Below are 24,696 nucleotides of genomic sequence, written 5' to 3'. Positions count from 1 at the left end.
CCCCAGGCTACGGATGAGCATGCCCGTGGGGCGAACGAAAACGGTGATCAGGCGAGCGTGGGATGCAATTCGGATGCGCCGTCGGGTGGCTACTTGGTCGGTCGGACGTAGACGCGCAACCGTTTCTTGGCGTAGGAACCGGCGTTTGCAGAAAATGTCCAGTCGCGGTTGTCGCCGGGGCTGTTGCCGATCCCGATGTCGGCTCGATCAGCGGCGCTCCAGTGGTTGATGGCGAACACGGTTTGCCGCTTGCCGAAGTTGTGAACCTGCATCGAACCGTAGCCCGCCGTCGGCGGTGCCGGTTCGTCGCCGAAGTCGAATCGCGATCCCGACGCGTTCTTGACGCCGGCTTTGTTGGCCGGCCCGTAATTGCTGGGCCAGAATTCAATGTTGCCGGTCGCGATCGCGCGGCCTTGGTCCACGCTGTCGGTCGACGAAAACACGTCCATCGCTTCGACCGACTGTTGAAAATGCGCGCCCGAGGACGCGGTCGGGAGGCCGATTTTTTTCGCGTCATCGGTAAACGCGTTCATCGAAACAAAGACGGCTTGATCTTGCCCCGCCCCGGTCCCGAGTTCTAACAGGTAGCCGATGCGATCGAACGCGGAGACGTCATCGCTGTGGTCGAGATCGTATTGAACGCGTTGATTCAGCTTGCCTAAATCGATGTCATAGACCAGCTGGTATTCGCGATCGATCGCCAGCGTGCTCAAAAAGTCCGGTTCCTCGCCGCCGCGAAACGCCCCGACCGGCAAACCGGTCCCGCCGGTCAAGTTGGGTTCGGCCAACTTGTCCCAGGCGAATCGGAACGCAACGGGATTGTCGACGGCGTCGGACGACAGGATCACGGCGTCGCCGTCGATGGTGGCGTCGGCCGGTTGGTAGCCGCCCGAGCCCGCGCCGATGACTTCGAAGTGACGGGGCGGATTGCCGTCGCGCGTTTTCAGCCCGCCGCCGGTATTTCGAAACGTGATCTTCAACCGGCCGTCCAAGATTTCCATCGACTCCATCTCGGGACTGTGGGCGACCAAGTCTTCCTTCCCGTAGTCATTTTTCAAGGCCAGCAGTGCCAGCCGATTGCCGACGTCTTGCTTGTTCGGCGGATGGATATTGTCAAGCGTGGCGATGTCGTTGATGACGACCATGCCGGTGTTGGGAAGTTGCTCAGTCGCCGCTTGGGCTTCCCAGAATCGGGGCAGGATCGTGGGGTCTTCGTCGCCGTATTGGAAGGGTGCGATTTGGACGTAGTAGAAGGGAAAGTCGCCCTGTTTCCACAACGTTCGCCAACCGCCGATCAGTGCCTTTTTCTTTTCAAAATACAGCATGCCTTCGGCGTGATTGGATTCGCCCTGGTACCAGATCGCACCGCGGATCGGGAATCCGACCAACGCGTGGATCATGCCGTTGTACAGCATGGTCGGGTCTTGATGGCTTTTGAACGGCAGCAACCCTTCCGGGAACGCGGGGCTGGGCTGAACCGCGGTTCCTGATCGCAACGCATCGGAGGCACCGTCGATCCATTGTCGGGTCGCGTCGATGTGTTTTTCGAGCGTCGCTTGATAGGATTCCGATCCAGGCGTCCGCTGAACGACCGACTTGTAAATGCCCTCCAACGCGTCGACGGTGCGAAACCCGACCGGCGGCGTCCAGGGTTCGACACGCGTGCCGCCCCAGGAAGAATTGATCAATCCGATCGGCACGCCGAGATCCTGATGCAACCGCCGCGCCATGTAGTATCCGCACGCGGTGAAACTGCCCGCGGTATCGGGCGAGCAGACGTTCCACGGGGCGCTGACGTCGTCAAGCGGCGTGGTGGACGGATTGCGTGGGATCTTGATGTGTCGAATCAGCGGGTAGTCTGCCGCGGCGATTTCGGCCTTGGCGTTGGCACTGGCCGCAACCGACCACTCCATGTTGGACTGCCCCGAGCACAGCCACACTTCGCCGACCAGGACATCGTTCACCTGAATCGTGTTGTTTCCCTTGACGGTCAAGGTCTGGGGGGAATTGCTGGCGTCCATCGCGGGCAGTTCGACTTGCCAACGTCCCGTTTCATCGGGCGTCGCGGTGGCCTTGTTTTCGGCCAAGGAGACTTCGACGGTTTCCCCTGCATCGGCCCAGCCCCAAAGCCGCACGGGCTGCTGTTGTTGCAGCACCATGTGGTCGCCGATGAAGCCCGGCAGACGCACGTCGGCCCTTGCCTGTGTGTACGCCAGTGAACACGCCATCAGGCAAATCAAAGGCATCACGATCAACTTCATCAAAGCCCGTTTTCTCATGTGAATCTCCAGCAACGTTGGCGGGGGGAAAAAATGCAGTCGCAGATTCTACTTGATGGGACGTGAGTGGTGGCCAAGCGGCCGATCGCGATCAATCGGCTTGCGGAGCGGTCGCGAGAGTGAAGCGAAAGACGGCGCCGAACTCCGGTCCGTTGCTCGCTTGCAAGGTCCCCCCGTGAGCTTTCACGATGGTGGTGCTGATGGCCAAGCCCAATCCGAGTGCATTGGTTTTGGTGGAGCAAAACGCTTCGAAGATCGGGACGTTACCGGGCGGCAAACCGGCCCCATTGTCGGCGACCGTCACGGCCACGCGGTCGCCCTGTTTTTCCGTCGAGATGCGCACCACGGGATCGCCGACGGATCGGTTCTGGACTGCATCGAAGGCGTTTTTGATCAGATTGACCAGAACCTGTTGGATGTGCACGTTGTCGGCTTTGACCGGTGGCAACCGCGGGGCGGGGGTGTATTCGACGCGGATGCCGGCGACTTGCGCATCGTGTTTGGTCAGCATCAGCGCCGACTGGATGATTTCGTCAAGATCGAGGGTGGTTTTGTTGATCGGTTCCCGAGACACAAAGCTGCGTAACCGGGTCAAGATTTCGCCGGCGAATTGCGCGGTGGAGGTGATCTTGTCGAGCCACTGGTGCAATCGATCGCGGTCGATGGCTCCCTCGGCGGCGACGAGATTCCCGCAGGCTTTGCCAAAGTTTTGGATCGCGTACAGGGGTTGATTTAACTCGTGTGCCAGTCCGCCGACCATCTCGCCCATCGTGGAAACCCGGGCGACATGTGCCAGTTCGGATTCCAGCCGCTTGAGTGATTCTTCGGCGCGCTTCTTTTCGGTCACGTCGGTGACGCTTCCGCGGATAATGGTGCGTCCACCTTCTTCGAGCGATAGCAACCGGATTTCGCACGGGATTTCATTGCCCAGTGCATCGCGGTGGGTCCATTCGAAGATCGGCGTTTCACCGGCGCAAGCTTTTGAAATGACTTCGCGACTCTTTTCGGCCGACAACTGGCCATCGGCTTGAACAACGGGGCTGATATCCAGCGGCCCCATTTTCAGCAACTTTTCGGCGGGATACTTGTACAGTTTCTCCGCCGCCTCATTGACCATCACAAAGTGCCCGGTTTTGGTGTCCAGCAAGACGACGGCCTCGGGGGCGTGCTGAATCAGCCGGCGAAAACGCTCCTCGCTTTGGATCAGGGACTGTTCAACCCGCTTGAGTTCGCTGATGTCCTGGGCCAATCCGATGGTGCCGATGATCTTTCCGGACGGGTCACGAAGCGGTTCCACGTAGACTTGGAAAACAAGCCCGGCCCATTCAACGACCGACGTGCCGGAGATCCCTTGGAGTGCGCGGATGTGGATCGCGATCGGACCAAAGTTCTCATCATCGATTTGAAAGTACTCGAATAGTGTTTGCCCGACGGATTGGCCCGGCTTCTGATTCAGACTCTTCAGCCCGGCACCGGTGGAATGCGTGAAGCGAAGATCCAGGTCGGTGGTCCACAGCACCGCCGGCAACTGTTCGGTCAGCACCCGCAACCGAGTTCTACTGGCATGCTGAGAGGCCTCGGCGATCGATCGTTCGATTTCGATTGCGGTCCGATCGCCGAACAGCGCGATGATTTCGCGAATGTCCCCGCGATCCTCCATCGGTTTGTCATCCATCACCGCCAGCACCCCCACGACGTCTCCGGCCGATCCGACCAGCGGCGTGGCCAAATAACTTTCGGCATGAAACTCAGCCAACGTGGCGTCATTGGGGAAACGCCGTCGGACGTGATCGGCACAGAATTCCATCGACCGATTGATCACGGTGTTTTGGGTCGGGGACCCGGCGAGTGAATAAACGAAGTTTTCGGCCAAATGCCCGTCGGACCAAAAGGCGATGGTCCGCGCTTGATTGGGATGCTCTTGATCGATGCAGGCGACAAACACGTATCGAAAACTGAAGGACTGGGAAATGTAGCGAACCAGGGCTTGGAAAAACGCCAGCCCCGTCGACCGCGACGTACCGACGGTGATCATCCGCATCGCGTTTTGAAAGTGCTGCATGTGGCTCTCAGCACGCACACGCCCGGTCACGTCGTGGGGCAGCGAGACGACGGCGACGATCTCACCGTGGTCATTGCGTCGAACGGTGTTAAACCATTCGCAATTCAGGACCGTCCCGTCTTTGCGATAGTTGCGATTGAAGCAGGTGTTGAAATCGACATGCCCTTCCAGCAACTCGCGATTCGCCTGTTGGACCAGCGTGATGTCCCGTTCGTGCACCAGGCGAAACTCGTCCCAGCGTTTCCCCAAAACCTCCTCGGCCTTCCAGCCGAAAATCTGTTCCGCCTGTGTGGTCCAGCGGCTGATGGCGTCGTTTGCGTCCCATTCGATCAAGCCCACATCGGCGCGGCCGGGATCGCGTGGCGCAATCCCGATCGATGCAGACGCGTCCGCCGAATGCCTCTCCTCCTCCGCCGCTCGCTCGGGCGGATCGGACTGGTCCAGTCGCGCGAGTTTCGCCTGTATCTCAGCGAGTTGAGCCAGCAATTCACTGCGAGTCTCCTCGACTCTGGGCATCTCCGATTCTCCCGTCGATTCGTGATTCAGCCGCTGTTGAGGCGGAATGATGGCGTTGGCACATCGGCCGGTTCAGGCGAGTGGCCCGGCCGGGTGCGCTGGGCCGGCATTTTAGATGATTCGCCGCCGCATCGCGACGCAGCAGGCGAGGGAATCGCGGCGGCGTTTTTTTCGCTCAAATCGGATCCATCTTCGCTTGGTAGCGGCACCCTCAGCCACCGTGTCCAGTTAGAATCGGACGCTTCTTCGTCGGGCGAATTCTTCGATTGATCCCGATCGGATTGCCCGCTGTTCCTCCCCGCCTTTCCTCTTTCCCCCGCCGGTCACGCCATGCCCCATCGCCTTGTTCGGTTTCTTGTCCTCGTCCTCGCCATCGTGTCCGGCACAATCGCCGTCGCCGACGAGCGTCCCAATATCCTTTGGCTGACCTGTGAAGACAACAACGTCAATTGGGTCGGATGCTATGGCAATCCCCACGCCGACACGCCCAATATCGATGCCCTGGCGGCCGAAGGGTTTCAGTACATGCATTGTTACGCCAACGCGCCGGTGTGTGCACCGTCACGCAGCACGTGGATCACTGGCGTCCATGCGTTGTCGATGGGAACGCACCCGATGCGAAGCCGCTATCCGATCCCCCACGATCGGATCCGGTACTACCCGGACCTGTTGAAGGACGCCGGGTATTACGTCGGCAACGATAAAAAGACGGACTACAACATCGGCGGCCGCGACGACAAAAGTGCTTGGGACACCGACAAGACCGATTGGGACCAGCTGAAGCAACGGCAACCATTCTTTATGGTCATCAACAGCACCAAGTCGCACGAGTCCAGGGCATTCGGCGACGTCAACCACACCACGCACAGCCCCGATGACGTACGGCTGGCGAAATACCATCCCGACATTCCGGACATCCGCAAAAACTACGCACACTACCACGACCAGATGAAGAAGATGGATGCCGACATCGGGCTGGCGCTGAAGCGGCTGGAGGAGTCCGGGTTGGCCGAAAACACCATCGTGATTCACAACTCGGACCACGGCGGCGTGATCGCCCGCAGCAAACGGTTCTTGTTCAACAGCGGAACGCATTGCCCGTTGATCGTCCGCATCCCGGAGAAATTCAAACATCTACGTCCCGCCCAGCCCGGCACCAAGATCGACGATCTGGTCAGCTTCATCGACATGACCAAGACTTGGTTGGACATCTGCGGTGCGGAGAAGCCCGATTATTTGCAGGGCAAGGTGTTCTTGGGTCCGAACAAGGAGTCGCGAGAGTACCACGTCAGTTTCCGCACCCGGATGGACGAACGCTGTGATAACGTCCGAGCGATCCGCGACCGTCGTTTCTTGTACATCCGCAATTACATGCCCTACGCCCCCTGGGGACAGCATCTGAATTATTTGTGGATCATGCGTGCGACCCAGGCGTGGGAGGAGCATCATCGCGCCGGCAAAACCGACGCGGTGACCGGCCGTTTCTTCGGAACCAAGCCGATGGAGGAACTGTATGACACCTCGGTCGATCCGGACAACGTTCACAATTTGATCGACGATCCCCGCTATGCCGAGGACGCGAAACGATTGAGCAAGGCCTTGGACCGCTGGCAATTGGAACACTTTGATGCCGGTTTGCTACCCGAGAGCGAAATCGTCCGTCGCAGTGAAGCGAGCGGAAAGACGATTTTTGACATGGTGCGGACCCCGTCCCTGTACGATCTTCCCGCACTGCAGCAGGCGTCCGCGCGGGCTCTTGAGCAGAATCCAGACAACCTGGGACGCTTGTACGAAGACCTGCGGGCGAAAGACTCCGGCGTTCGCTACTGGGCGATCGTCGGATGTTTCAACCTGCAGGAATCGGCGCCGCTGGACATGTCGGAAATTCGGCCGGCATTGCAAGATGAATCACATCATGTCCGTGCGATGGCGGCCTGGATCCTGTACCGAGACGGGGACAAAGCGGCCGCCCAAGCATGCTGGAACCAGTTGTTACGCGAGAGCTCTTATGCCTCGTTAAAGGTGTTCAACATCATCGATTGGATCGGGGACGGGATCGAACCCTACACCGAATCGATGAAGTTGTGCAAATTTGACCACGGCGGCTACGTTGATCGGATGAAAGAGTACATGGACGTGGCGGACAAGCCGGAAAAGAACAAGCGGGCCAAGTAGGGCGAGTCGTCGACTGCGGCGGAATCACGACCGACGCATCCAATTTCATTTCAAAGAGAACCATGGCGATGTTCAAGCATTCCACGTTGCAACGGTTTACGATCGGCGCGATCCTCACCCTGGGCTTGGCGATTCCATTTTGGGATTCGCTTGGAGCCGCCGAACCGGCGGCCTCGCGGCCCAACATCGTCTTGATCATGGCAGACGACCTCGGGTTTTCAGATCTGGGGTGTTACGGAAGTGAAATCGAAACACCGACGCTAGACGGTTTGGCCCAAAACGGGTTGCGGTTTCGCCAGTTCTACAACACCGCCAAATGCCACTCTTCGCGAATCTGCCTGCTGTCAGGGCTGTACTGCCAGCAAGCCGGGAATGAAGCGATGGACAACGCCGTCACGTTGGCGGAAGTTTTGAATCAAGCAGGTTACTTCACGGCGATGTCCGGAAAATGGCACTTGAAAAAGGAGCCGACCGACCGCGGATTCCAACGCTATTTCGGACACCTCAGCGGAGCGACCAACTTCTTCACCGGCGATCAGACGTTTCGCATCAACGGTGAACCTTTCAACGACTTCGGCAAAGACTTTTACACCACCGATGCCGACACGGATTACGCGATCAAGTTTGTCGACGAAGCGACCGCCAGCGACAAACCGTTTTTTCTGTATGTGGCCTACAACGCACCGCACTATCCGCTGCACGTCAAACGCAAGGATTTTGAAAAATATCGGACACGCTATCGCGATGGTTGGGACACGATCCGCAAGCAACGCTACGCGCGACAGATCGAAAGCGGATTGATCGACCCGAGATTTGCGCTCAGCAATCGTCCTGACTACATTCCCGCATGGGAGGAACTCAGCGAGGCGGACAAATTGTGGGAACAGGAACGGATGGCGGCATTCGCCGGCATGGTGGATTGCCTGGACCAGAACATCGGTCGGTTGGTCAATCATCTGAAATCCGCCGGCCAGTTCGAGAACACGCTGTTCATGTTTTGCAGCGACAACGGGGCTTGTCCGTTCGAGCGGACGCGGGGCAAGGAACTGCGCCCCTGGGATCCGGATTCGTACTGGTGCTATGACACCGGCTGGGCCCACGTGGGGAACACTCCCTTCCGCTGGTACAAGCAGAATCAACATGAAGGCGGGATCTCGTCTCCGCTGATTGTGCACTGGCCAGCCGGATTGCAGACCGATCCGGGATCTTTCACCGACCAGCCCGGTCACCTGATCGATTTCATGCCGACGTTGATCGATGTCGCCGGCGCACAGTACCCGAGCGAATTCGAAGGCCGCCGGATCACGCCGGTGCAAGGGAAGTCCCTGCTGCCCATCCTGAAGGGACAAGAACGAACACCGCACCCTTGGATGTATTTCATGTTTTCCAAGAACCGGGCGATCCGGCAAGGCGATTGGAAGATCGTCTCGGCAAACGGCGGCAAGTGGGAACTGTATGACATCAGCAAAGACCGCTCCGAGCTGAACGATCTGCGCGGTGAGTATCCGGAAAAGGCGAAGGAGTTGATCGCGCTGTGGCACGAGGTCGCCGAGGAGGTTGACCACCTGCCGGCAAAGCAACGGGGAAAGGTGACCGGCAAACCGCCCCAACCGATGAACAGTTACCGCGCCGACATGAAGGCGGCAAAATAGTTCTTGGTCTCATCACCGTGATTTCGAAGGTCGCCAACGGCTTTCGGGGCCTCGGTCCCCCAAGTAAATGGAAGTCGATTGGACGCGATGGGGCTTGCGCGAACCGGTCTTGCTGAATACAGTTGTTCTGGACCGAGACGAACCAACACGAAAGGGTGTTTGATGAAGGCCGGATGCTGCAACCAGTTGTCGAGAGTTCTGGGTTTGACTGTCTGCTTCAGCCTCCTTCCACAGGGTCTAAGGGGGCAGAAGGTTTCCGAAACGCCGGCACAGGTCACGGTAGAGCTTGCGGCGAATGAAACACCGATGCTTGAAGCTCAGCAGCGGGAAGCCGATTGGATTCGCAGCGACGATCCTCGCGCCGCCGTTCTCGGATACTCGTCACGTGCCGTCGAGGGCTGGCCGGTCCGTGTTAGTGAAACACTTTTGAATTCGCACCCGGAAGCGACCGAACGTGCGCTCGAATTGTTGGGCGAACAACTGCGGACGGTCAAACAATTGCTACCGGAATCAGCGGTGTCTCGTTTGATCAACGTTCCGATCTGGTTCTCACCCAAGTACAAGGGGTTCGGTCCGACCGGGGAGTATCACCCGGGGGCGGGCTGGTTGGCCAGGCAAGGCCGGCACCCCAAGCTTCATCGTTGTGTCGAATTCACGAACATCCCGCAGTTTCAACGGGAAGTCGAGCGAATGCCCGTGCTGGTGATCCACGAACTCGCGCACGCCTATCACGACCAAGTGCTCGGGTTTGACAACGCGGAAATCCGTGCGAGGTACGACGTCGCCAAGAGGAGCGGCCGCTACGACGCGGTCCGGCGAGGTAACGGCAAGACGGAGAAGGCCTACGCGATGACAAACGACCGCGAGTACTTTGCGGAGACCTCGGAAGCGTTTTTCGGACGCAATGATTTTTACCCGTTTGACCGCAGCGAGCTTGAAGCACACGATCCCAGGATGGCGGCGTTGCTAAGACAGTTGTGGGATGACCACTGACCGATTGAAAAAGACCAAATCATGCTGCATCGCTCGCTGATTTCTACCCTCTGTCTGGTTGCCGTTTTGAGCCTCGGGGTACCGGTCCCTGTCCGGGCAGCCCCACCCAACGTTTTGTTCATCGCCGTCGACGATTTGAATGATTGGATCGGATGCATGGGCGGGCATCCCCAAGCGGCGACTCCGAATTTAGATCGGCTGGCCGAAGTCAGCATGTTGTTTACCAACTCGCATTGTCCCGCGCCGGCATGTAATCCGTCGCGGACCGCGATCATGACGGGGATTTCGCCGCATGTTTCCGGGCTTTACGACAATCGCCAAAAGATGCGCGAGTTGTTGCCCGATGCCGAACTGCTGCCGAAGTACTTCTCGCGGCATGGTTATTGGTCCGCCGGATCGGGCAAGTTACTGCACTACTTCATCGATCAACAATCCTGGGATCAGTATTACCCGCCCAAGGAAACCGAAGATCCGTTTCCGCGTACGCTGTATCCGGAAAAGCGGCCCGTCAGTCTGCCGGTCGGTGGTCCCTGGCAGTACCGCGAAACGGATTGGGGGCCGTTGGATGTGACGGACGAGGAATTTGGTGGAGACTATTTGGTATCAAAGTGGGTTGGCGAGCAACTGGGCAAACAGCACGACAAACCGTTCTTTCTGGCCTGCGGCATCTATCGTCCTCACGAGCCGTGGTTCGTCCCCAAGAAATACTTTGATCAATTTCCGCTCGATGACATTCAATTGCCGCCGGGTTACCGGGAAGACGACTTGGATGATTTGCCCCCGGAGGGAAAGCGACGCGGACCGAATCGATACTTCGGGCATATTCTGAAACACGGTCAATGGAAGCAGGGCGTTCAGGGGTACCTCACTTCGATCGCCTTCGCCGATGCGATGGTCGGCCGCGTGATCGATGCGCTCGAACGCGGACCGAACAGGGACAACACGATTGTCGTTTTATGGAGTGACCACGGTTGGCATTTGGGTGAAAAACAGCATTGGCAAAAGTACACTGCGTGGCGCGCCTGCACGCGTGTCCCGCTGATGATCCGGGTTCCTCCGGGGACGACGGGCCTGACGGCAGGGACTCCCCCGAACACGATCTGTGACGCCCCGGTCAACTTGCTGTCCCTGTATCCGACGCTGACCGAGTTGGCCGGACTGCCGCCGAAAGAGTCCAACCATGGTCCGTCATTGCTACCGCTGTTGGAAAATCCCGCGGCCGAGTGGCCACACGTCTCGATCACCTATTTGAATCGACCGGGGAACTATGGACTGAGCGAGCGACGATGGCGTTTCATTCAATATGACAACGGGGATCACGAACTGTACGATACCCGAAACGATCGCTACGAGTGGAACAACTTGGCGTCCGAGCCCGAGCATGCGGCACGGATCGCCCGGATGCGTGCGTCGGCTCCCGCGGAGTTCGCCGAGTATGTCGCGCCGAGTGACGAGGCGCTGCAGAAGTTGGCGTGGCACGCCGCAACGGAGTCCGGCGCACCGCCGTCAAAGCCAGACGGCAATCGATTCGATGTCGTGTTTACCAACCGTCGCGACCAGCCGGTGAAAGTGTTTTGGATGGATCGCCGGGGAACCCCCAAGTCCTTCGGGACGCTGGAGTCCGGCTGGCGAAAGCCGCTGCAAACACGCCCCGGCGCGGTGTGGTTGATCACCGACACGAACGAGCACCCGCTGGGATACTTCGTCGTCGGCGACCGAACGGCCCATGCCGTGATCGACGCAGAGTAGCGGGAGTTCGCCCACGGCCTGCTGATTGACTCGCTGGTCAGTGCCACTTTGCACAAGAACCATCGTGAATCGCCGGCCAAACGTAGCTACCTTCGCCAGAAGGTGGATCTCCGGGGTTTTCTACGCTCGCATCGAGCGTAGCTACGTTAAAGTTTTCCACGCTCTGGCGAGCGTAGCTACGTCAAAGTGGCGCTGTCCAGCTAGTCCGCAGCGCGAGCATGGGACAAGACGGATCCACTCACTTGCGATTCGTACTCGCATGGTCCATTTCATTCATCGAAAACGATTGAATCAACTGGGCACCGCGGCGGGCGGACACTCAGCCCAATCGCCGTGCGGTTGCGCGGAGCATCACGCGGAAGTGATCGTCGAGCCAGGTTTGGCCAGCGGCCCACGTCAGTTTCGTCTTCAACGAATCGTCATCCAATTCCGTAATCCGCGTCTCGGTTGCCTGAAGTGCTTTGGCGATCGCGAGCAGGTAGAGCACCGCCGCGACAGGTTTGGGTAGCGGACCATCGGGGGCCGCCCCACTCGATTTTGCAAACTGTTTGACGGCAACCAGATCCTGTGGTGAAGGCCGCTGCGACATCAGCAACGTGTCGATCGAGATCGGCGTCGAATTCGTCTCAGCCGGATCCGTTGAATGTTCGGAGCTCGCTAACTCGGAGACGTCAACGTGCAACTGGTGCTGAAAGATCGAACGGTATTCGTCTGGTCGCCACAATTCGCCCTCGTGATCGAGCTGAAAAAGCTGCGAGAGCGTTTTCGGGTTGGGTTCCATCAGCGTTCCCATAGTGCAGTTGGACGGCGTGACGAGAGAGGAGTGGCGAGTCCGTGAGGCGTAAGGCCTGATCACGCTCGCGACAGGATTTCCTGAAGGTCCACTAATTCCTGTTCGATCTCCTGGTCATTGTGAACATATTGGCTGATCACCAAACGCAGCGATCGCGCGAACATTCGCTTTGCGGTCATCAACGTATTCGAGGCCTGTGTTGGTGAACGAAACTCGAATTGGTCGACGATCGCTTGGTAGCTGATCGGCGGGGCGTTCTCGTAGATCGGCGCGAGGACTCGACCGTAGAAGACCTGCCACAACGTGTCCCGACTGCTGAGGCGACAATCTTGCTTCATGCGATCGGCGGCTTCCCACAGGACGGATCGTGCCCATTGAACGTCAAACGCGTTGCCGATACCAGCCGCCGCCGACGAACCGACGCCGATTTCGTGGTCGGGGATTGGAAACGCGTAATCGGCGGCACGTTTTTTGGCCCGACGCTTTGCCAGTTCGTTCTTGGCGTAGTTGTCCAACGAGTGGATCAATAGGCTTCGGAAACGTCCACGCGACGGCTCGGCGACCGCCAGCAAGTCGCGTTCGAGAATCTTGTATTCGATGAATCCCTGGACCAGGTCATCGGCGTCACTGGATTGGACCTGACGGGATTTGACGAGATGGACCTTCAGCGCGGACCAGTAGCGCGTGAGCAGTTCTTGAAGTGCCGCGGATTGTTCGACATCGTCTCGATCGCCGGCATGACGTACGATCGACCAATTGGTGGTCGGAAAGAAGTTCTGGTCTCGGAATGAATCATCGGCCATCGGGCACTTGCCGATGTGAGTGGTACGGATCGTCGCCGGGGTGTCAAAAGTGACGAATCAACGACAGCATGAATTCGCCGTCGAAGAATCGTTCGGGTTCTTCGGACAGCGGAAATGCGCCGCCGACACGCAACTTGGTATGGTAATCCAATTCGGCATGCAATCCGATGGTCAGGTTTGAGATTCCCAGATCTTGCGGCGTCCCGAAGGATGCAAAGCCGGTTCCCAGCGTGACGAAATCTCCGTCGCCGAGCGTGCTGTTGAGGTGATACTCGACAACACCTGCCAGCCCTGTCAGCCGGCCCAGTCCCAGACGCCCCCTTCCGGGACATCGACAAGATTCACGAAAAAACCAGTACCCTGCCGAGATGTCAAAATAGAAAAACGACGTCTCGTCCAGCACGCCCCGCTCGATCAATCCGCCGGTGTCTGTTTCGATGGTGTTGCCGTTGATCGGAATGTCCAGTTGAAACGACATGTGATAGAACAGGTCACCGGGGGCACCCACGACCCCGATGTACGGCAGCAGGTGAATCGAATCGTTGTCGACTTCAAATTCGACGCCCTGAAGCGGTAGTTCGCCCCGCACATCAGATCCGGTAGGAGTGTCAAACCCGATGCCCGCCGCGATCGCGCGGGTCTGGGTTTGGTGGATCAGCCGCTTGAAGATGATCGCCAGGTTACCGACGTTTCCCCCGACCAAACGATAATCCGGATCGTCGATGGTGAATCGTTCCGCGAACGGCAAACGGAATTCCACCGACGCGCGGCCCTGATCGTAGGTTTTTTCGAACCCGACGGTGAATCGATCCACGGCGTTTTCGTCCAAGACGCCGGATCGCCGTTGGTTTTGGGCGGCCGAAAAGTGGTGGTAGTTGATGAACGCACGGTCGACCGGATAGGCCTTGTTGTGATCGGCGATCTTGGCGCGACGGCTGGACGCTGCCAACGGAAGATCGTTTCGCACGATAGCCAGACCGGTGTCCACGACCGAGTCTCCGCCGACCAGGATGTCACCGAAGAATTCGGGTGTCCGTGCGAAACGGTTCATCGGACCTCGTGAGCGGGCACGCGATTGGCCGAGCAACGAATCGAGCATGCTGGTGGGCTGTGTCGTCGGTGCAAACGAAGCAAACGGCGATGGGGATGGGGGCGCAAGCGAGGGGACTGGCGCTGGTGCAACCGACTGCGACGGTGTCGCCGGTGGCTGTTCACCATCGGATGGCGACGGGATGGGGGACTGGGGCGACGGCGTGGCGGGAACCGGTGGCACCGCTTGATCGCTTCGGTCGGCACTGGTGATCGGAGCCGGTGACGACGCCGGTTCGTCGGGTTGTTGTGCCCTGATCGATGTCTCGACGCTCAGGCAAAGGAAGAGCGTGGCGAACGCGAATCTGGCCTGCAATCCGTTCATGGCAAATCCCTTCCGTTGGAGTTTGGTCCTCACAAGAAGGGTATCGGAGCCACTGAAGTGATTCGCTTCGAAATGTCAAGAATCTCTTCCGGACCACGCAGCGACACCCACATCGACGGTCATCATCGACACAGGGGGCGTGACCCGACTAATTTGACAGCGACTCGACGCGGGAATCGATTTCCTGAACGAGCTGCGTCAGGGTCGGCGATTGCGGCAATTCTTCAAGCGCATCGGTGGCCAGCCGTTGATAGTGAATCCACATCGCCGTTTCCCCCTGACCCGATGATTCCAAACGCGCAAGTTCCAGCAGGATGCGTGCGACTTCCTGCGCGGAACGGTCATCCCGCCGGGCCAGCGCGATCGCGGTGCGGCTTGCCGACCGCAGCGTCGACGCGGCGTCATCGATCTGCCCCAGCTGCTCGTAGCGGAAGGCGATCTCGAACCCGCAGTTGATCAGCATCATTTGGTACTTGTCGACATTCGGATTGATGGCCGCAACGGGAGCCATTTCGCGCATCGCACGACGGAAGCCTTCGATCGCGCCGGCGGGCTCTTCCAGCAGCCCGGCCCGCGCGAAATGGCTGCCGCTTAGCAGGTAGTGATCGTCAATGGCCCCTGGCATCTGCACCAGCTGTGAAAATGAATCGATGGCGCGATCGTAGTAGGTTCGAGCCGAATCCATCATCCCCTGCTGGGCGTAGACACCGCCAAGGGCGTAATAGCCTTTGGCGACATCACGCAGCACGCTGGGATGATCAGGGTGTTCCTGCGACAGTTGTTCACGAAGCTCTGTCGCCGCTCCCAACGCATCGAACGCCGCCGGGAGGTTTCCGCAGCGTTTGAACACGATGCCAAGATTCATGTCGGCGTTGGCCAGCAGCCGCCGATACTCGATGCTGTCGCTTTGAAGCTCGACGAGTTGTTGCCTCAGCCGTTTCGACTGGCGAAAGGAATTCAGCGACGATTCCCAGCGACCGAGGTGATACAGGCTGTCGCCACGGGCGTTGTATGAATTGGCGAGTTCCCGCAAACCGACTTGCGATTGCGGACGATCCTCCAGGCCGCGACGCTGGATTTCGATCGCCCGGTCAAAATGGTCCAGTGCGGCTTCGTGGGATTCGATTTCGGCGGTGATCAAGCCGACGCGGTAATGCGTGACGCCCATCAGGTCGGCGATCGTGGGATCATTTGCCCGCTGGACCAGAAAACGGTCGTAATACTGCAGGGCTTGACGCATCAGGTCGTGCCGCAGGGGTTTTAATCCCGGTTGATCGAGCAGGGTTTCTTCGCTGACGGTGGTGAAGAAATCGTTGACGGCGTCGAGCGCTTGTTTGAAACTCAGCTCCGAACGCTCGAACGCCGAACGGGTTTGCACCAGTGATACACTGACGGCAATGAACGCGAACACGAGACACCCCAATGCCGTCGCGGCGCTGGCGGCGATCAATCGATTGCGTCGACTCCAACGCCGCAAGCGTCCCAAGGTGCTGATCGGACGTGCCAGAATCGGAACGCCGGAAAGGTAACGATCCAGTTCGTCCGCAACGTCCCCGGCACTCTTGTAGCGGCCGGTGGGATCCTTCTCCAGACACTTCAGACAGATCGTATCAAGGTCCAAGTCGATCGCGGGATTCAACTGACGCGGTGAAACCGGTTGACGATCCATCACTTGGCGAAGCGTTTCCCAAACGGTCGCGGCCTGGAAGACGGGCCGAGCGGTGAGCATATGATAGAGCGTCGCGCCGATCGCGTAGACATCCGACCGGACCGTCACGCCGGCCGAATCACGGGCCTGTTCGGGCGACATGTACTGGGGCGTGCCCATCACATCGCCGTCGCGTGTCAGCCCGTCCTCCTGTTCGGTCAGTTTGGCCAGTCCGAAGTCCGTCACCAAGGCGCGATCTGTCTTGGCATCAATCAGGATGTTCTGCGGCTTCAAGTCGCGATGCAAGATGCCTTGCCGATGGGCTTCGTCCAACGCCCGACAAACCTGGCGGATGTAGGTCGCCGCAGGACGATTGTCGATCGGTCCGAAACGCAGGATCTCCGCCAACGAGCGGCCTTGGACGTACCGCATCGAGAGAAATTGTTGACCATTGGATTCACCGACGTCATACAGCGTCACCATGTTCTCATGGTCCAGCCGTGCCGCCGCTTGGGCTTCGGTGCGAAACCGGGTCAACGCCCGCTCACGTTGTTCGGCGGTCATGCCGGCCAGGTGCTCGGGGCGAATCACCTTCAGCGCGACAGTTCGATTGGCCGCTTTTTGACGCGCCAGATAAACAATCCCCATGCCACCCTTGCCGAGGGTTCCGATGACATCGTAGTCCCCGATTCGGTCGGGGACCGGATCGTCGTCTGGATCGGACGCAGGTGGGGCGTCGGACGTTTTGCTGAAGAAGCTGTCGGGGATCGGAGCCTCGGCATGGTGCGAGGATTCCAGCGTCTCTTCGCCAAACGACGTCTCGCCGTCCCGATGCGATGTCGCATCAGCAGGCGGGTCAATCGGCTGGTCACTGGTCATCGCTGGCGGATCCGTTATCTCAGTGCCGGTCGCTTAGTGGCCCGTCAATCGCTTGGCGTGACCGATCAAATCCGGGCGTCGTTTGGAAGGGTGACGATCTTGCTGCTGGGCGTAATCGAATTTAATTGCGGTTTCGATTTCCGGCAACATGAACAGTATACCGACTGCCGACGACAGGCCTTTGACGCCGACCCGTGCGATTTTCAAGTTGCGAAGATTTCTACCGGTATTGGCTACATTGGCGCGGGCTCGCCGGAGGGCGCCTTGCCGTGCCTGGCGAGTGCGTGATTGTTCGATCCGCTCCAGGCGGCGGGCGGCCCGCTGGTGTGCTTCCTTGGAGGCCTGAAAAAACTCATCGCTGATGTCCTTGCCAAAGCTCTTCAGCATGCTTTCACTGGCGATGCCCGATGCCGATGCCAGCGTCATCGCGGGCATCATCGACAACGCGACCAGTTTGGCGCCTTTGCCCTCGGCGACCGTCTTGGCAACGCTACAGGCGATCGAGTATCCGACACCGGCGCCCATTGCCCCCAGGAACGTCAGCCCCGCTCCGCCGGAGACGACGACAAACAGGACACTCATCGACGTTTGGACGCCGTAAGCTGCGTTGATCGACAGATTCAATTGGCGAATCACGTCGTCGTTGACGGCGTTGGCCATTTTGCGTTTCATCGCAATCCCTTTGCGATTGAGCTGGATTTCGAGTTGTTTGGTCCGCAAATAGGCCAGGGCGGCGGCGGGGCTTTCTTCCATTTTCTCGAAGAATCGACGCGAATAGATCTTCAATGCCTCTTTTCGCCGCGCCCGATACAAGTTGGCATCCAGGCTGGTCTTGGTGAGTGATCGCGGCGTCCCCCTGGCCCAAAAGTTCGCCACGTTGGCAAAGAATCCCTCGTCTTTTGCCGTTTCGATGGTCAGCACGTTGTTCATCGCGAACGCGCTGGCGGCGGTCGAGAGCAATTCGGCGACCTTCTTGCCGTCCAATATCAGGGCCATCGGCTTTTTTCCGGATTTGGAATCCTTCGAATCCTGGGGCGGTTTGGGTGTGGGCGTTCGTTTCTTGGGAGCTGTTTTCGGTGTGGGCATCGGCAGATCCTCTTCGGGGCTGGGCAGGAACGTGGTCGCAATGAGCTCGATCGGGCCGGGCTCACTGCTTCCTACCGACGTGTTGCGGCGGGCCTGCGCGATTTGAGATCGAAAACCGCAGAAAACTTTTTTGAATGACGGCGCAGGATCGGAAACGACAGTCGGTATTGGTGTCGAACGCGGGATTCTGACCCGCCCCATCGCCGATTTAACCAACGAGTTCAAATCATGAAAACTAAAATGCTCTGTCTGGCTACCGCACTCGTCGTGATGTTGCCGCGTGCCACCACTCCAGCCGCGGATGTGTTGGTCATCGTCGATTCGTCCGGCAGCATGCAAGAAACGACCCCCGAGGGAATCTCCAAAATTGATGCGGCCAAGTCGGCGTTGCTGGGATTGCCTGCCACGCTCCAGCACCACGACGTGGGTGTGATGCTGTTTGGACACCGCACGACGTCTCGACAACCGGGAGCCTGCCAAGACATCGAACTGCGGATGCCGATCGCCCCATTCGTCCAGGCGGAATACCAGTTGACCGTCGCCGCCTTGAAACCACTTGGCGCGACGCCGATCGCGAACTCGCTGCTGCTCGGTCGCGACGTCTTGTTGGCCCGCAACCGCGACACGCCAAAATCCGTCATCGTGGTCACCGACGGCAACGAAACGTGCGGCGGTGATCCGGTCGCGGTGGCCAAGTCGCTTCGCGAAGCCGGTTTCAAGATCAAGATTCATGTCGTGGGTTTCGGCGTCGATCCGCAACAGGAAACCCAGTTGCGATCCATCGCGTCAGCCGGCGGTGGGGAGTTTGTGCTCGCACGCGACGCATCGGGACTGCGGACGGCGTTGACAGAGGTCGTCCGCACGGCGCTGCGAACCACCGAAGTGCAAGAACTGGAACGCAACGAGCTTGTGGTCGACCGATTCGATTCGGAGGAATTAGGAGCACAATGGACGGTGCTTCGGCCCGACGTCGATCGATACGCGGCCATCGACGGCGAACTGTTGATTCTTTCTCAACACACCGACGACGCAAACAACAGCCCGCACGTCGGGGATTGGCACGACACCGATCAGACCAAGAACGTGGTCCAACGCACCGATCCGATTGTCGCCGACGACTACGAGGTTTCGGTGGACTTGGATTTTGCGATTTCGTCACTCGGACAGGGAGCGGCCTTACAATTGCGGGCCGATGACCGACACGTGATCGAATTGGCGTATTCCGCACATCCCTACGGAAACAACATCGAACGCAAATTCACGATGTGCAAGGTCTTGGGCGACCATGTTGCCCCGGTCTCCAACTCGCTCGCGACCGGTGTCGCCGCCGGGTCCGACTTTATGACGCTCAAGATCGTCAAACGCGGGTTTGTGTTCACCGGCTATGTCAAGGTCGCTGACCCCAAGACCGGCAAGGTGGATTGGCGTGAGGTCGGAGCACAAGCAGCCGCGGGATTCGATGCCGCCCGACCCGCGTTGATCGCCGCCAACGGTTGGCAGAACAAACCCGAGGCGACGGCCACGTTTGATAACTTTGCGGTGATCGAAAATGTCTTTCGACGAACCGTCTCGGACACGCCGCCCACCGACGCAGCCTTCTTCACCGTGTTCGACGATGTCGAGACGTTTCACGAAGAATTCGAAATCCTTGAACCGTCTGCCAGCCACATCGGCATCCAACATGGACTGAACATCGTCTCGCAATTCGGGATTCCGGGTGACGAAACCGATCCGCTAAAGAACCTGGTGTTGCTCGACCGGGAACTGCCGAGTGGGAATTATGAAATCGAGGTCCAGGCCACGACGCGGCTGACCAATCAAAACAGTGATGTCGGAATCGCCTTGTTTCAAGATCATCAATCAGCACTGTTCCTGGGCCATGCGGCCTTCGGAGGTGGCGGCTACAACTACAACCCGCAGCTGCAGTTCGAAAAAGTGCTCGGCGAGGACCGAACGGGCACGCGGCAGTCGCTGCCCCACGTTCGTGGAAAACAAGTCACGATGATCTTCAAAATCACCAAAAAGGGACGCAAGTACACCGCCGAAGTCTATGCACCCACGGAGCAGAAGGACGAAATGGAGTGGATACGTATCGGTGAACAAACACTGCTGCGATTCAAGCCGCGTCTCGGATTCTACGCCTGGAACCGATCCGAAACGACCTACGGCCGGGGCCCGGCACACGAAGTCAACATTTGCTTCGAGCGTGTGGTTGTGCGGTCGATCGACTGATTCGACGACGTGATTTTGAAATGCCAATCGACCGGCCGATTGGCTTGGGATTTGCTCCGACGTGTCATTCCGGCGGCAGCGCGGGCGGGAAACCAATCTCGCCAAATTGAAGACTGCTCGCGCTGCGTGTCTCGGCAGACCGCTATATTGAATGGAGCAAGGGGGGTAGAAGTTGCGATCATGACCAGCACACATCATTCATCCAGGCACACACAAGCCGCCGCGTCCTTAGATCAGGTCACGGGAACGGGGCAGGGGATCGGGATCGTGGAAAGTCTTTCGATCGGCTTGAACACGGTCCGTGATCTGGTATTCCACCGGATTCATCTCGACGTCGAACGCTATTTCGGAATGGACTCGATGAGCATTCCGATCTCACTGGATCAAAGTGAATACAACGCCAAGGCCGAGATCGATATTTGGCAAATCATCGAAGCGGCCGACTTCGCTGGTAACGCGGGTTTCGTCGCCGATCACAACTGGGTACGCGGTTGGTTAGGGGAACTGCGACTGGGCGGCAGTTTCGGCAACGGCCCGATCAGCCAACGGGTCAATGAGTATGCCCAACAGGACGAAGACGGTCGGCGTCGGCATTTTGCCAGCTGTCTGGAACGCGTGTATCCGGAGGCGCGGAAGTGCCCGTTGGTGCTCTATCAATTGATGCCGTCGGCGGTACGGATCGTGGTCGCGGTTGCGTTCGGTGCCACCCAGCTGGCGGCCAAGGAACGCGACCGCCAAACATTCTTGCTGCCAGGCATCTCGGACTGTGCCAGTTGCAAGGCGGGGGTGTTGGACAACGGCGAGACCTGTGTCGACTGTGGCAACCCGATCTGGAACTACAACTGGCTGTTGGCGGACGACTAGTCGTCTACGGCAGCATCATTTTCGATTGGGCCGGACAGTCGCCGTCCTCTCCGAGGTCGGCGCGGGGCAACGCTCCGCTTTTGTGATCCGCCGAGTTCGGAGAACACGGTGACACTCGGAACACATCGTCTAAAACGAAAATGGAGTTGCGGTCGACGAAGCACGAGGTGTCTTTAGCGCGGCTTGTTTGGCGGTCCGGTGATCTCGGCTTTCTCGGCGTCCGCCTCGGTGGCTCGACACGAGCGGAGAACGACGACCGATCGCGCGGCTACGGAGAATTGTCGTGACCGGAGACGTGGCCCCTGCCCGCTGTCGTAAATGTCATCGGGCGTCGCGGCGGCGGTGTTGACGGCGACTTCCCAATCAGATGACTCGTAGTGCTGGATCGAAAACGTATGCGGCCTCCAGTCGGCGTTGACCATCACGTACAAATCGATGTCGCGTTGGGATTCACCGCAAAGGAAGTAGGCGAATTGCCGGGCATCGTACGACCAGTCGACGTCCGCTCCGGTGCCGTACCAACGAACGTCCTCACGCCAAAAACGACTGCGTGCGATCGTCGGGTGTGACTTGCGAAAGGCGATCATCATGCGAAAGAAACGATGGAACACTGCATGTTCCTGCAGTCGGTCCCAGTCCAGCCAGCTGAATTTGTTGTCTTGGTTGAAGGGGTTGTTGTTGCCGTATTGGGTCTGTAAAAACTCATCACCGGCGCGAAACATCGGGGTGCCGTTGGCAAGCATCAACAGACAACAAAAGTTTTTCGCCTGTCGGATTCGCAGCTTGATGATTTCATCGCTCGCGCCCGCATCCCCCTCGACCCCACAATTCCAACTATGGTTGTCGCGGTGCCCGTCCCGATTCTGTTCACCGTTGACCCAATTGTGACGTTGGTTGTACGAAACCTGATCGTACAACGTGAATCCGTCATGCGAATTAATGTAATTGACGCTTTGGTAGGGATGGCAGGCTTCGTTCAGCGAATCGGGGAACAAGTCGTCACTGCCATACATCCGCCGGACCATCTCGGCTAACAACCCCGCATCGCCTTTGACGAAGCGGCGAACGTCGTCACGGAACCGCCCGTTCCACTGCATCCAGCGTTTGCCCGGGAATCCTTGTCCGAGTTGGTTCAGCCCCGCCGCGTCCCAGGGTTCGGCGATCAATCGCACCTTTCCCAGCACCGGGTCGGCGCGAATGGCGGCAACCAACCGCGACTGGCTTGACGAAACCGAGCCGTCGCCGCGTCGATTGAAGACCGATGCGAGGTCGAACCGAAACCCGTCGACATGGTAGTTGCGGACCCAACTGCGCATGCTGTCCAAGATCATCCGCACGGTGTGACGGTTCTTGGTATGCAGCGTGTTGCCCGTGCCCGAAAAATTGGCGAAGGGATGTGCGGGGTCACCGGTGGTGATGTAATAGCTGCTGTTGTCGATTCCCTTAAAACTGTAACAGGGACCGTGCTCGTCGCCTTCGGTCGTGTGATTGAACACCACATCCAATAGCACTTCGATGCCGGCTTGATGGAACGCGCTGACCATTTGCCGAAACTCGCGGGCGGCATTCCGCTGATGCGTGGCATATTGAGAATGCGGTGCGAAAAAATTCAGCGGCATGTAGCCCCAGAAGTTGTTTTCTTGGGGATCAAACTGAAAAACCGGCATCAGCTCCACGGCGGTGATGCCCAGTTCGACCAGGTAGGGAATCTTGTCGATCGCGCCCAAGTAAGTCCCGCGTCGCTGGGAATCGACGCCGCTGTTGGGGTTGCGAGTGAATCCACGGACATGCAATTCATAGATCACTAAGTCGTGTTCATGAAATCGAACGCGGTCGGCTTTCCAGGGAGAGGCTTCCTGTTCTTTGACGCTGGGAAGGACGCCCAGCGGTGCCTTGCCGACATTCGATCCCGGTCGGATCGCCGCCGCACGATCAAAGCTGTCGGGAAAATGGATCTCCGTCGCGTACGGATCGATCAACAGTTTCTGATCATCGAACGCGTGAAGGTCATACTTCCGACCGCCCGCGGGGCCTTGGACCTGGTAGCCGTAATAGATCGCACCGCCCAATTCCGACTCCGGAACGCGGCAATGCCAGATGCGACCGGATTTGTTGACCAAGTGGTTCAGGTCGATTCGTCGACAGGGCTGGCCGAGCTGATCGGGGGTGAACAACAGCAGCGAGACGCCGGTCGCGTGATTGGAATAGAGCGCGAAATTAAACGCCCGTTCTTCTTCCAACCAAACCACGCCCAACGGATGCGCGCTCCCCTCAATCGTAAACCAACTGGTGGGCAGATTCGTGTTGCCAATCGCTCCCACAGCGCTGCTCTCTCGTGTTCGGGCTGCCGCCATCAAGTTGCTGGTGACCTGGGAATGAAAAACGCGATGCAGACCGCGATTGATGAACTGCCCCGTCGCTTGACGACATCGCGTCGTGCAAATCCCACGCCAGGCGCCGGCCTACGACGTCGGTCATGTCGGCGGACGACTGCCAGGGCAGCAACGGAACGAGGCGGATCGGCCCATCGCAGCGGTGTGCGTCTATCGATCACGCCAAAACGACAAGGAGGAACAGACGCGCCGCTTCTTGAAACGCGGCGATCGGCAGTGTGATGAATGGTCGTGTGGACTGTGCGAAGAAGCACATGTCTGCGGTCAACTGGGCGGCTACGGGATTGTGAACAACGCGGCGATCCCCCAACGCGGTGCATTAGGAGACGCCGCTGTGAGGGAATGTTTTTGGGGGAAAAGCTGCCTTGGCATGTTGGTGGCGTCTATACTGGGCGGCCATTAACTGGTCCTACCGAGGGAAGACATCAATGAGAAAACTAAGAATTGCGGCTGGCTTGTTGCTGATTGTGTTGATGCAAGGTCCGCCGCTACATGGGGCGACCGTCAGTACGATCTTGACGCTCGATCCAGCGACCCCGACCGTCAACACACTCGATTTGGCGTTGTCGGCAGGCGGGTTTCCGATCGGCGCGTCGGTGACCGAGTTGTCGGGAACGATCAATGCTGAGATCGAGATCGATTTTGCAACCGGGGTGATCTCGTCTTTGAATTTGATCGGCGGCAATCTGATCAGCAGCGACTGGACGATGGAGAACGTGCCGACGGGCAATCCCAACGACCCGACCGAAACGATGACGTTGAATGGAGTGGGAACAACTGCGACCGCAGATACGACGCCCGCTTCGAGCGTCGTGAACGGGGGTTCGTTCACTGGCACAGAACACCTGATCCTGCTGACCGGCGGGACAGTTTCTCCTGTCAACGTCACACTCGCCGGCACCGAAATCAGCGGAGGCGGAACGGGAACGTTGACGGCGACAAAGAACGGCGATCAGTACGACCTGTTCTTTAGCATGGGAATCAGCGACACCGAAACGCTCGCCGGCGGGGACCTGGGGATCACGGGAACGATGGTGGCTCGCGGCACGGTCACGGCGATCCCCGAGCCGACCTCCGCTTTGGCACTTTCGCTCGCCGTCGCTGGAATCGTGCTACGCCGTCGGCGGAGTTGACGGCACGTTGTATCGCCGACCGGCC

Annotated in this window: 16 protein-coding genes; 8 read left to right on the top strand and 8 right to left on the bottom strand. The window is 58.7% G+C overall.

What is annotated here, in order from left to right:
- Nucleotides 1-89 precede the first annotated feature (89 nt).
- Together Mal15_RS12975 and Mal15_RS12970 are read right to left on the bottom strand one after the other, a co-directional pair.
- Nucleotides 90-2,279 (bottom strand): sialate O-acetylesterase, encoded by a 2,190-nt coding sequence (locus tag Mal15_RS12975; RefSeq protein ID WP_147868158.1) that lies wholly within the window; start codon nt 2,277-2,279, stop codon nt 90-92.
- Nucleotides 2,280-2,370: 91 nt separating this feature from the next.
- Entirely contained in the window at nt 2,371-4,857 is a 2,487-nt protein-coding gene (locus Mal15_RS12970) for a PAS domain-containing sensor histidine kinase (protein WP_147868157.1), read from the bottom strand.
- A gap of 330 nt (nt 4,858-5,187) precedes the next feature.
- Here Mal15_RS12970 and Mal15_RS12965 point away from each other — a divergent pair, with 330 nt between their 5' ends.
- The 4 genes from Mal15_RS12965 (at nt 5,188) to Mal15_RS12950 (ending at nt 11,426) form a co-directional block, all read left to right on the top strand.
- A complete protein-coding gene (locus Mal15_RS12965; protein WP_147868156.1) occupies nt 5,188-7,032 on the top strand; it encodes a sulfatase-like hydrolase/transferase in 1,845 nt (614 codons plus the stop codon).
- 62 nt (nt 7,033-7,094) lie between these two features.
- A complete protein-coding gene (locus Mal15_RS12960; RefSeq protein WP_147868155.1) occupies nt 7,095-8,684 on the top strand; it encodes an arylsulfatase in 1,590 nt (529 codons plus the stop codon).
- 306 nt (nt 8,685-8,990) lie between these two features.
- Nucleotides 8,991-9,677, top strand: coding sequence for a M90 metallopeptidase family protein (locus tag Mal15_RS12955; RefSeq protein WP_147868154.1), 687 nt, complete (start codon nt 8,991-8,993; stop codon nt 9,675-9,677).
- Nucleotides 9,678-9,698: 21 nt separating this feature from the next.
- Nucleotides 9,699-11,426 carry a sulfatase-like hydrolase/transferase gene (locus Mal15_RS12950; protein ID WP_147868153.1) on the top strand — a complete coding sequence of 576 codons (1,728 nt, stop codon included), beginning with the start codon at nt 9,699-9,701 and terminating at the stop codon, nt 11,424-11,426.
- A gap of 319 nt (nt 11,427-11,745) precedes the next feature.
- On the opposite strand, the gene Mal15_RS12945 is transcribed toward Mal15_RS12950, so the two are convergent.
- The 5 genes from Mal15_RS12945 to Mal15_RS12925 form a co-directional block, all read right to left on the bottom strand.
- Nucleotides 11,746-12,207: a hypothetical protein gene (locus Mal15_RS12945; RefSeq protein ID WP_147868152.1), complete on the bottom strand. Its 462-nt coding sequence runs from the start codon at nt 12,205-12,207 to the stop codon at nt 11,746-11,748.
- A 71-nt stretch (nt 12,208-12,278) separates the two neighbouring features.
- Nucleotides 12,279-13,022 (bottom strand): hypothetical protein, encoded by a 744-nt coding sequence (locus Mal15_RS12940; protein ID WP_147868151.1) that lies wholly within the window; start codon nt 13,020-13,022, stop codon nt 12,279-12,281.
- A 43-nt stretch (nt 13,023-13,065) separates the two neighbouring features.
- Entirely contained in the window at nt 13,066-14,436 is a 1,371-nt protein-coding gene (locus tag Mal15_RS12935; protein WP_147868150.1) for a hypothetical protein, read from the bottom strand.
- A gap of 148 nt (nt 14,437-14,584) precedes the next feature.
- Entirely contained in the window at nt 14,585-16,963 is a 2,379-nt protein-coding gene (locus Mal15_RS12930) for a protein kinase domain-containing protein (RefSeq protein WP_147868149.1), read from the bottom strand.
- A 33-nt stretch (nt 16,964-16,996) separates the two neighbouring features.
- Nucleotides 16,997-18,049 (bottom strand): hypothetical protein, encoded by a 1,053-nt coding sequence (locus tag Mal15_RS12925; RefSeq protein WP_147868148.1) that lies wholly within the window; start codon nt 18,047-18,049, stop codon nt 16,997-16,999.
- Between the two features lie 228 nt (nt 18,050-18,277).
- Between Mal15_RS12925 and Mal15_RS12920 the strand changes: the two genes are divergently transcribed.
- Together Mal15_RS12920 and Mal15_RS12915 are read left to right on the top strand one after the other, a co-directional pair.
- Nucleotides 18,278-20,281: a vWA domain-containing protein gene (locus Mal15_RS12920; RefSeq protein WP_147868147.1), complete on the top strand. Its 2,004-nt coding sequence runs from the start codon at nt 18,278-18,280 to the stop codon at nt 20,279-20,281.
- Between the two features lie 180 nt (nt 20,282-20,461).
- Nucleotides 20,462-21,145, top strand: coding sequence for a hypothetical protein (locus Mal15_RS12915; protein WP_147868146.1), 684 nt, complete (start codon nt 20,462-20,464; stop codon nt 21,143-21,145).
- Between the two features lie 173 nt (nt 21,146-21,318).
- Here the strand turns inward: Mal15_RS12915 and Mal15_RS12910 are convergent, their stop codons facing one another.
- A complete protein-coding gene (locus tag Mal15_RS12910) occupies nt 21,319-23,466 on the bottom strand; it encodes a glycogen debranching protein (protein ID WP_233903428.1) in 2,148 nt (715 codons plus the stop codon).
- Nucleotides 23,467-23,581: 115 nt separating this feature from the next.
- Between Mal15_RS12910 and Mal15_RS12905 the strand changes: the two genes are divergently transcribed.
- The gene (locus Mal15_RS12905; RefSeq protein ID WP_147868144.1) at nt 23,582-23,941 is read left to right on the top strand and encodes a hypothetical protein; all 360 of its coding nucleotides are present in this window, start codon (nt 23,582-23,584) and stop codon (nt 23,939-23,941) included.
- Nucleotides 23,942-23,966: 25 nt separating this feature from the next.
- Nucleotides 23,967-24,671: a PEP-CTERM sorting domain-containing protein gene (locus Mal15_RS12900; protein WP_147868143.1), complete on the top strand. Its 705-nt coding sequence runs from the start codon at nt 23,967-23,969 to the stop codon at nt 24,669-24,671.
- Nucleotides 24,672-24,696 lie beyond the last annotated feature (25 nt).

Source organism: Stieleria maiorica, from assembly GCF_008035925.1.
GTDB lineage: Bacteria > Planctomycetota > Planctomycetia > Pirellulales > Pirellulaceae > Stieleria > Stieleria maiorica.
Note: the sequence above shows the minus strand (reverse complement) of the source record. Positions and strands in the feature narration are given on the sequence as shown.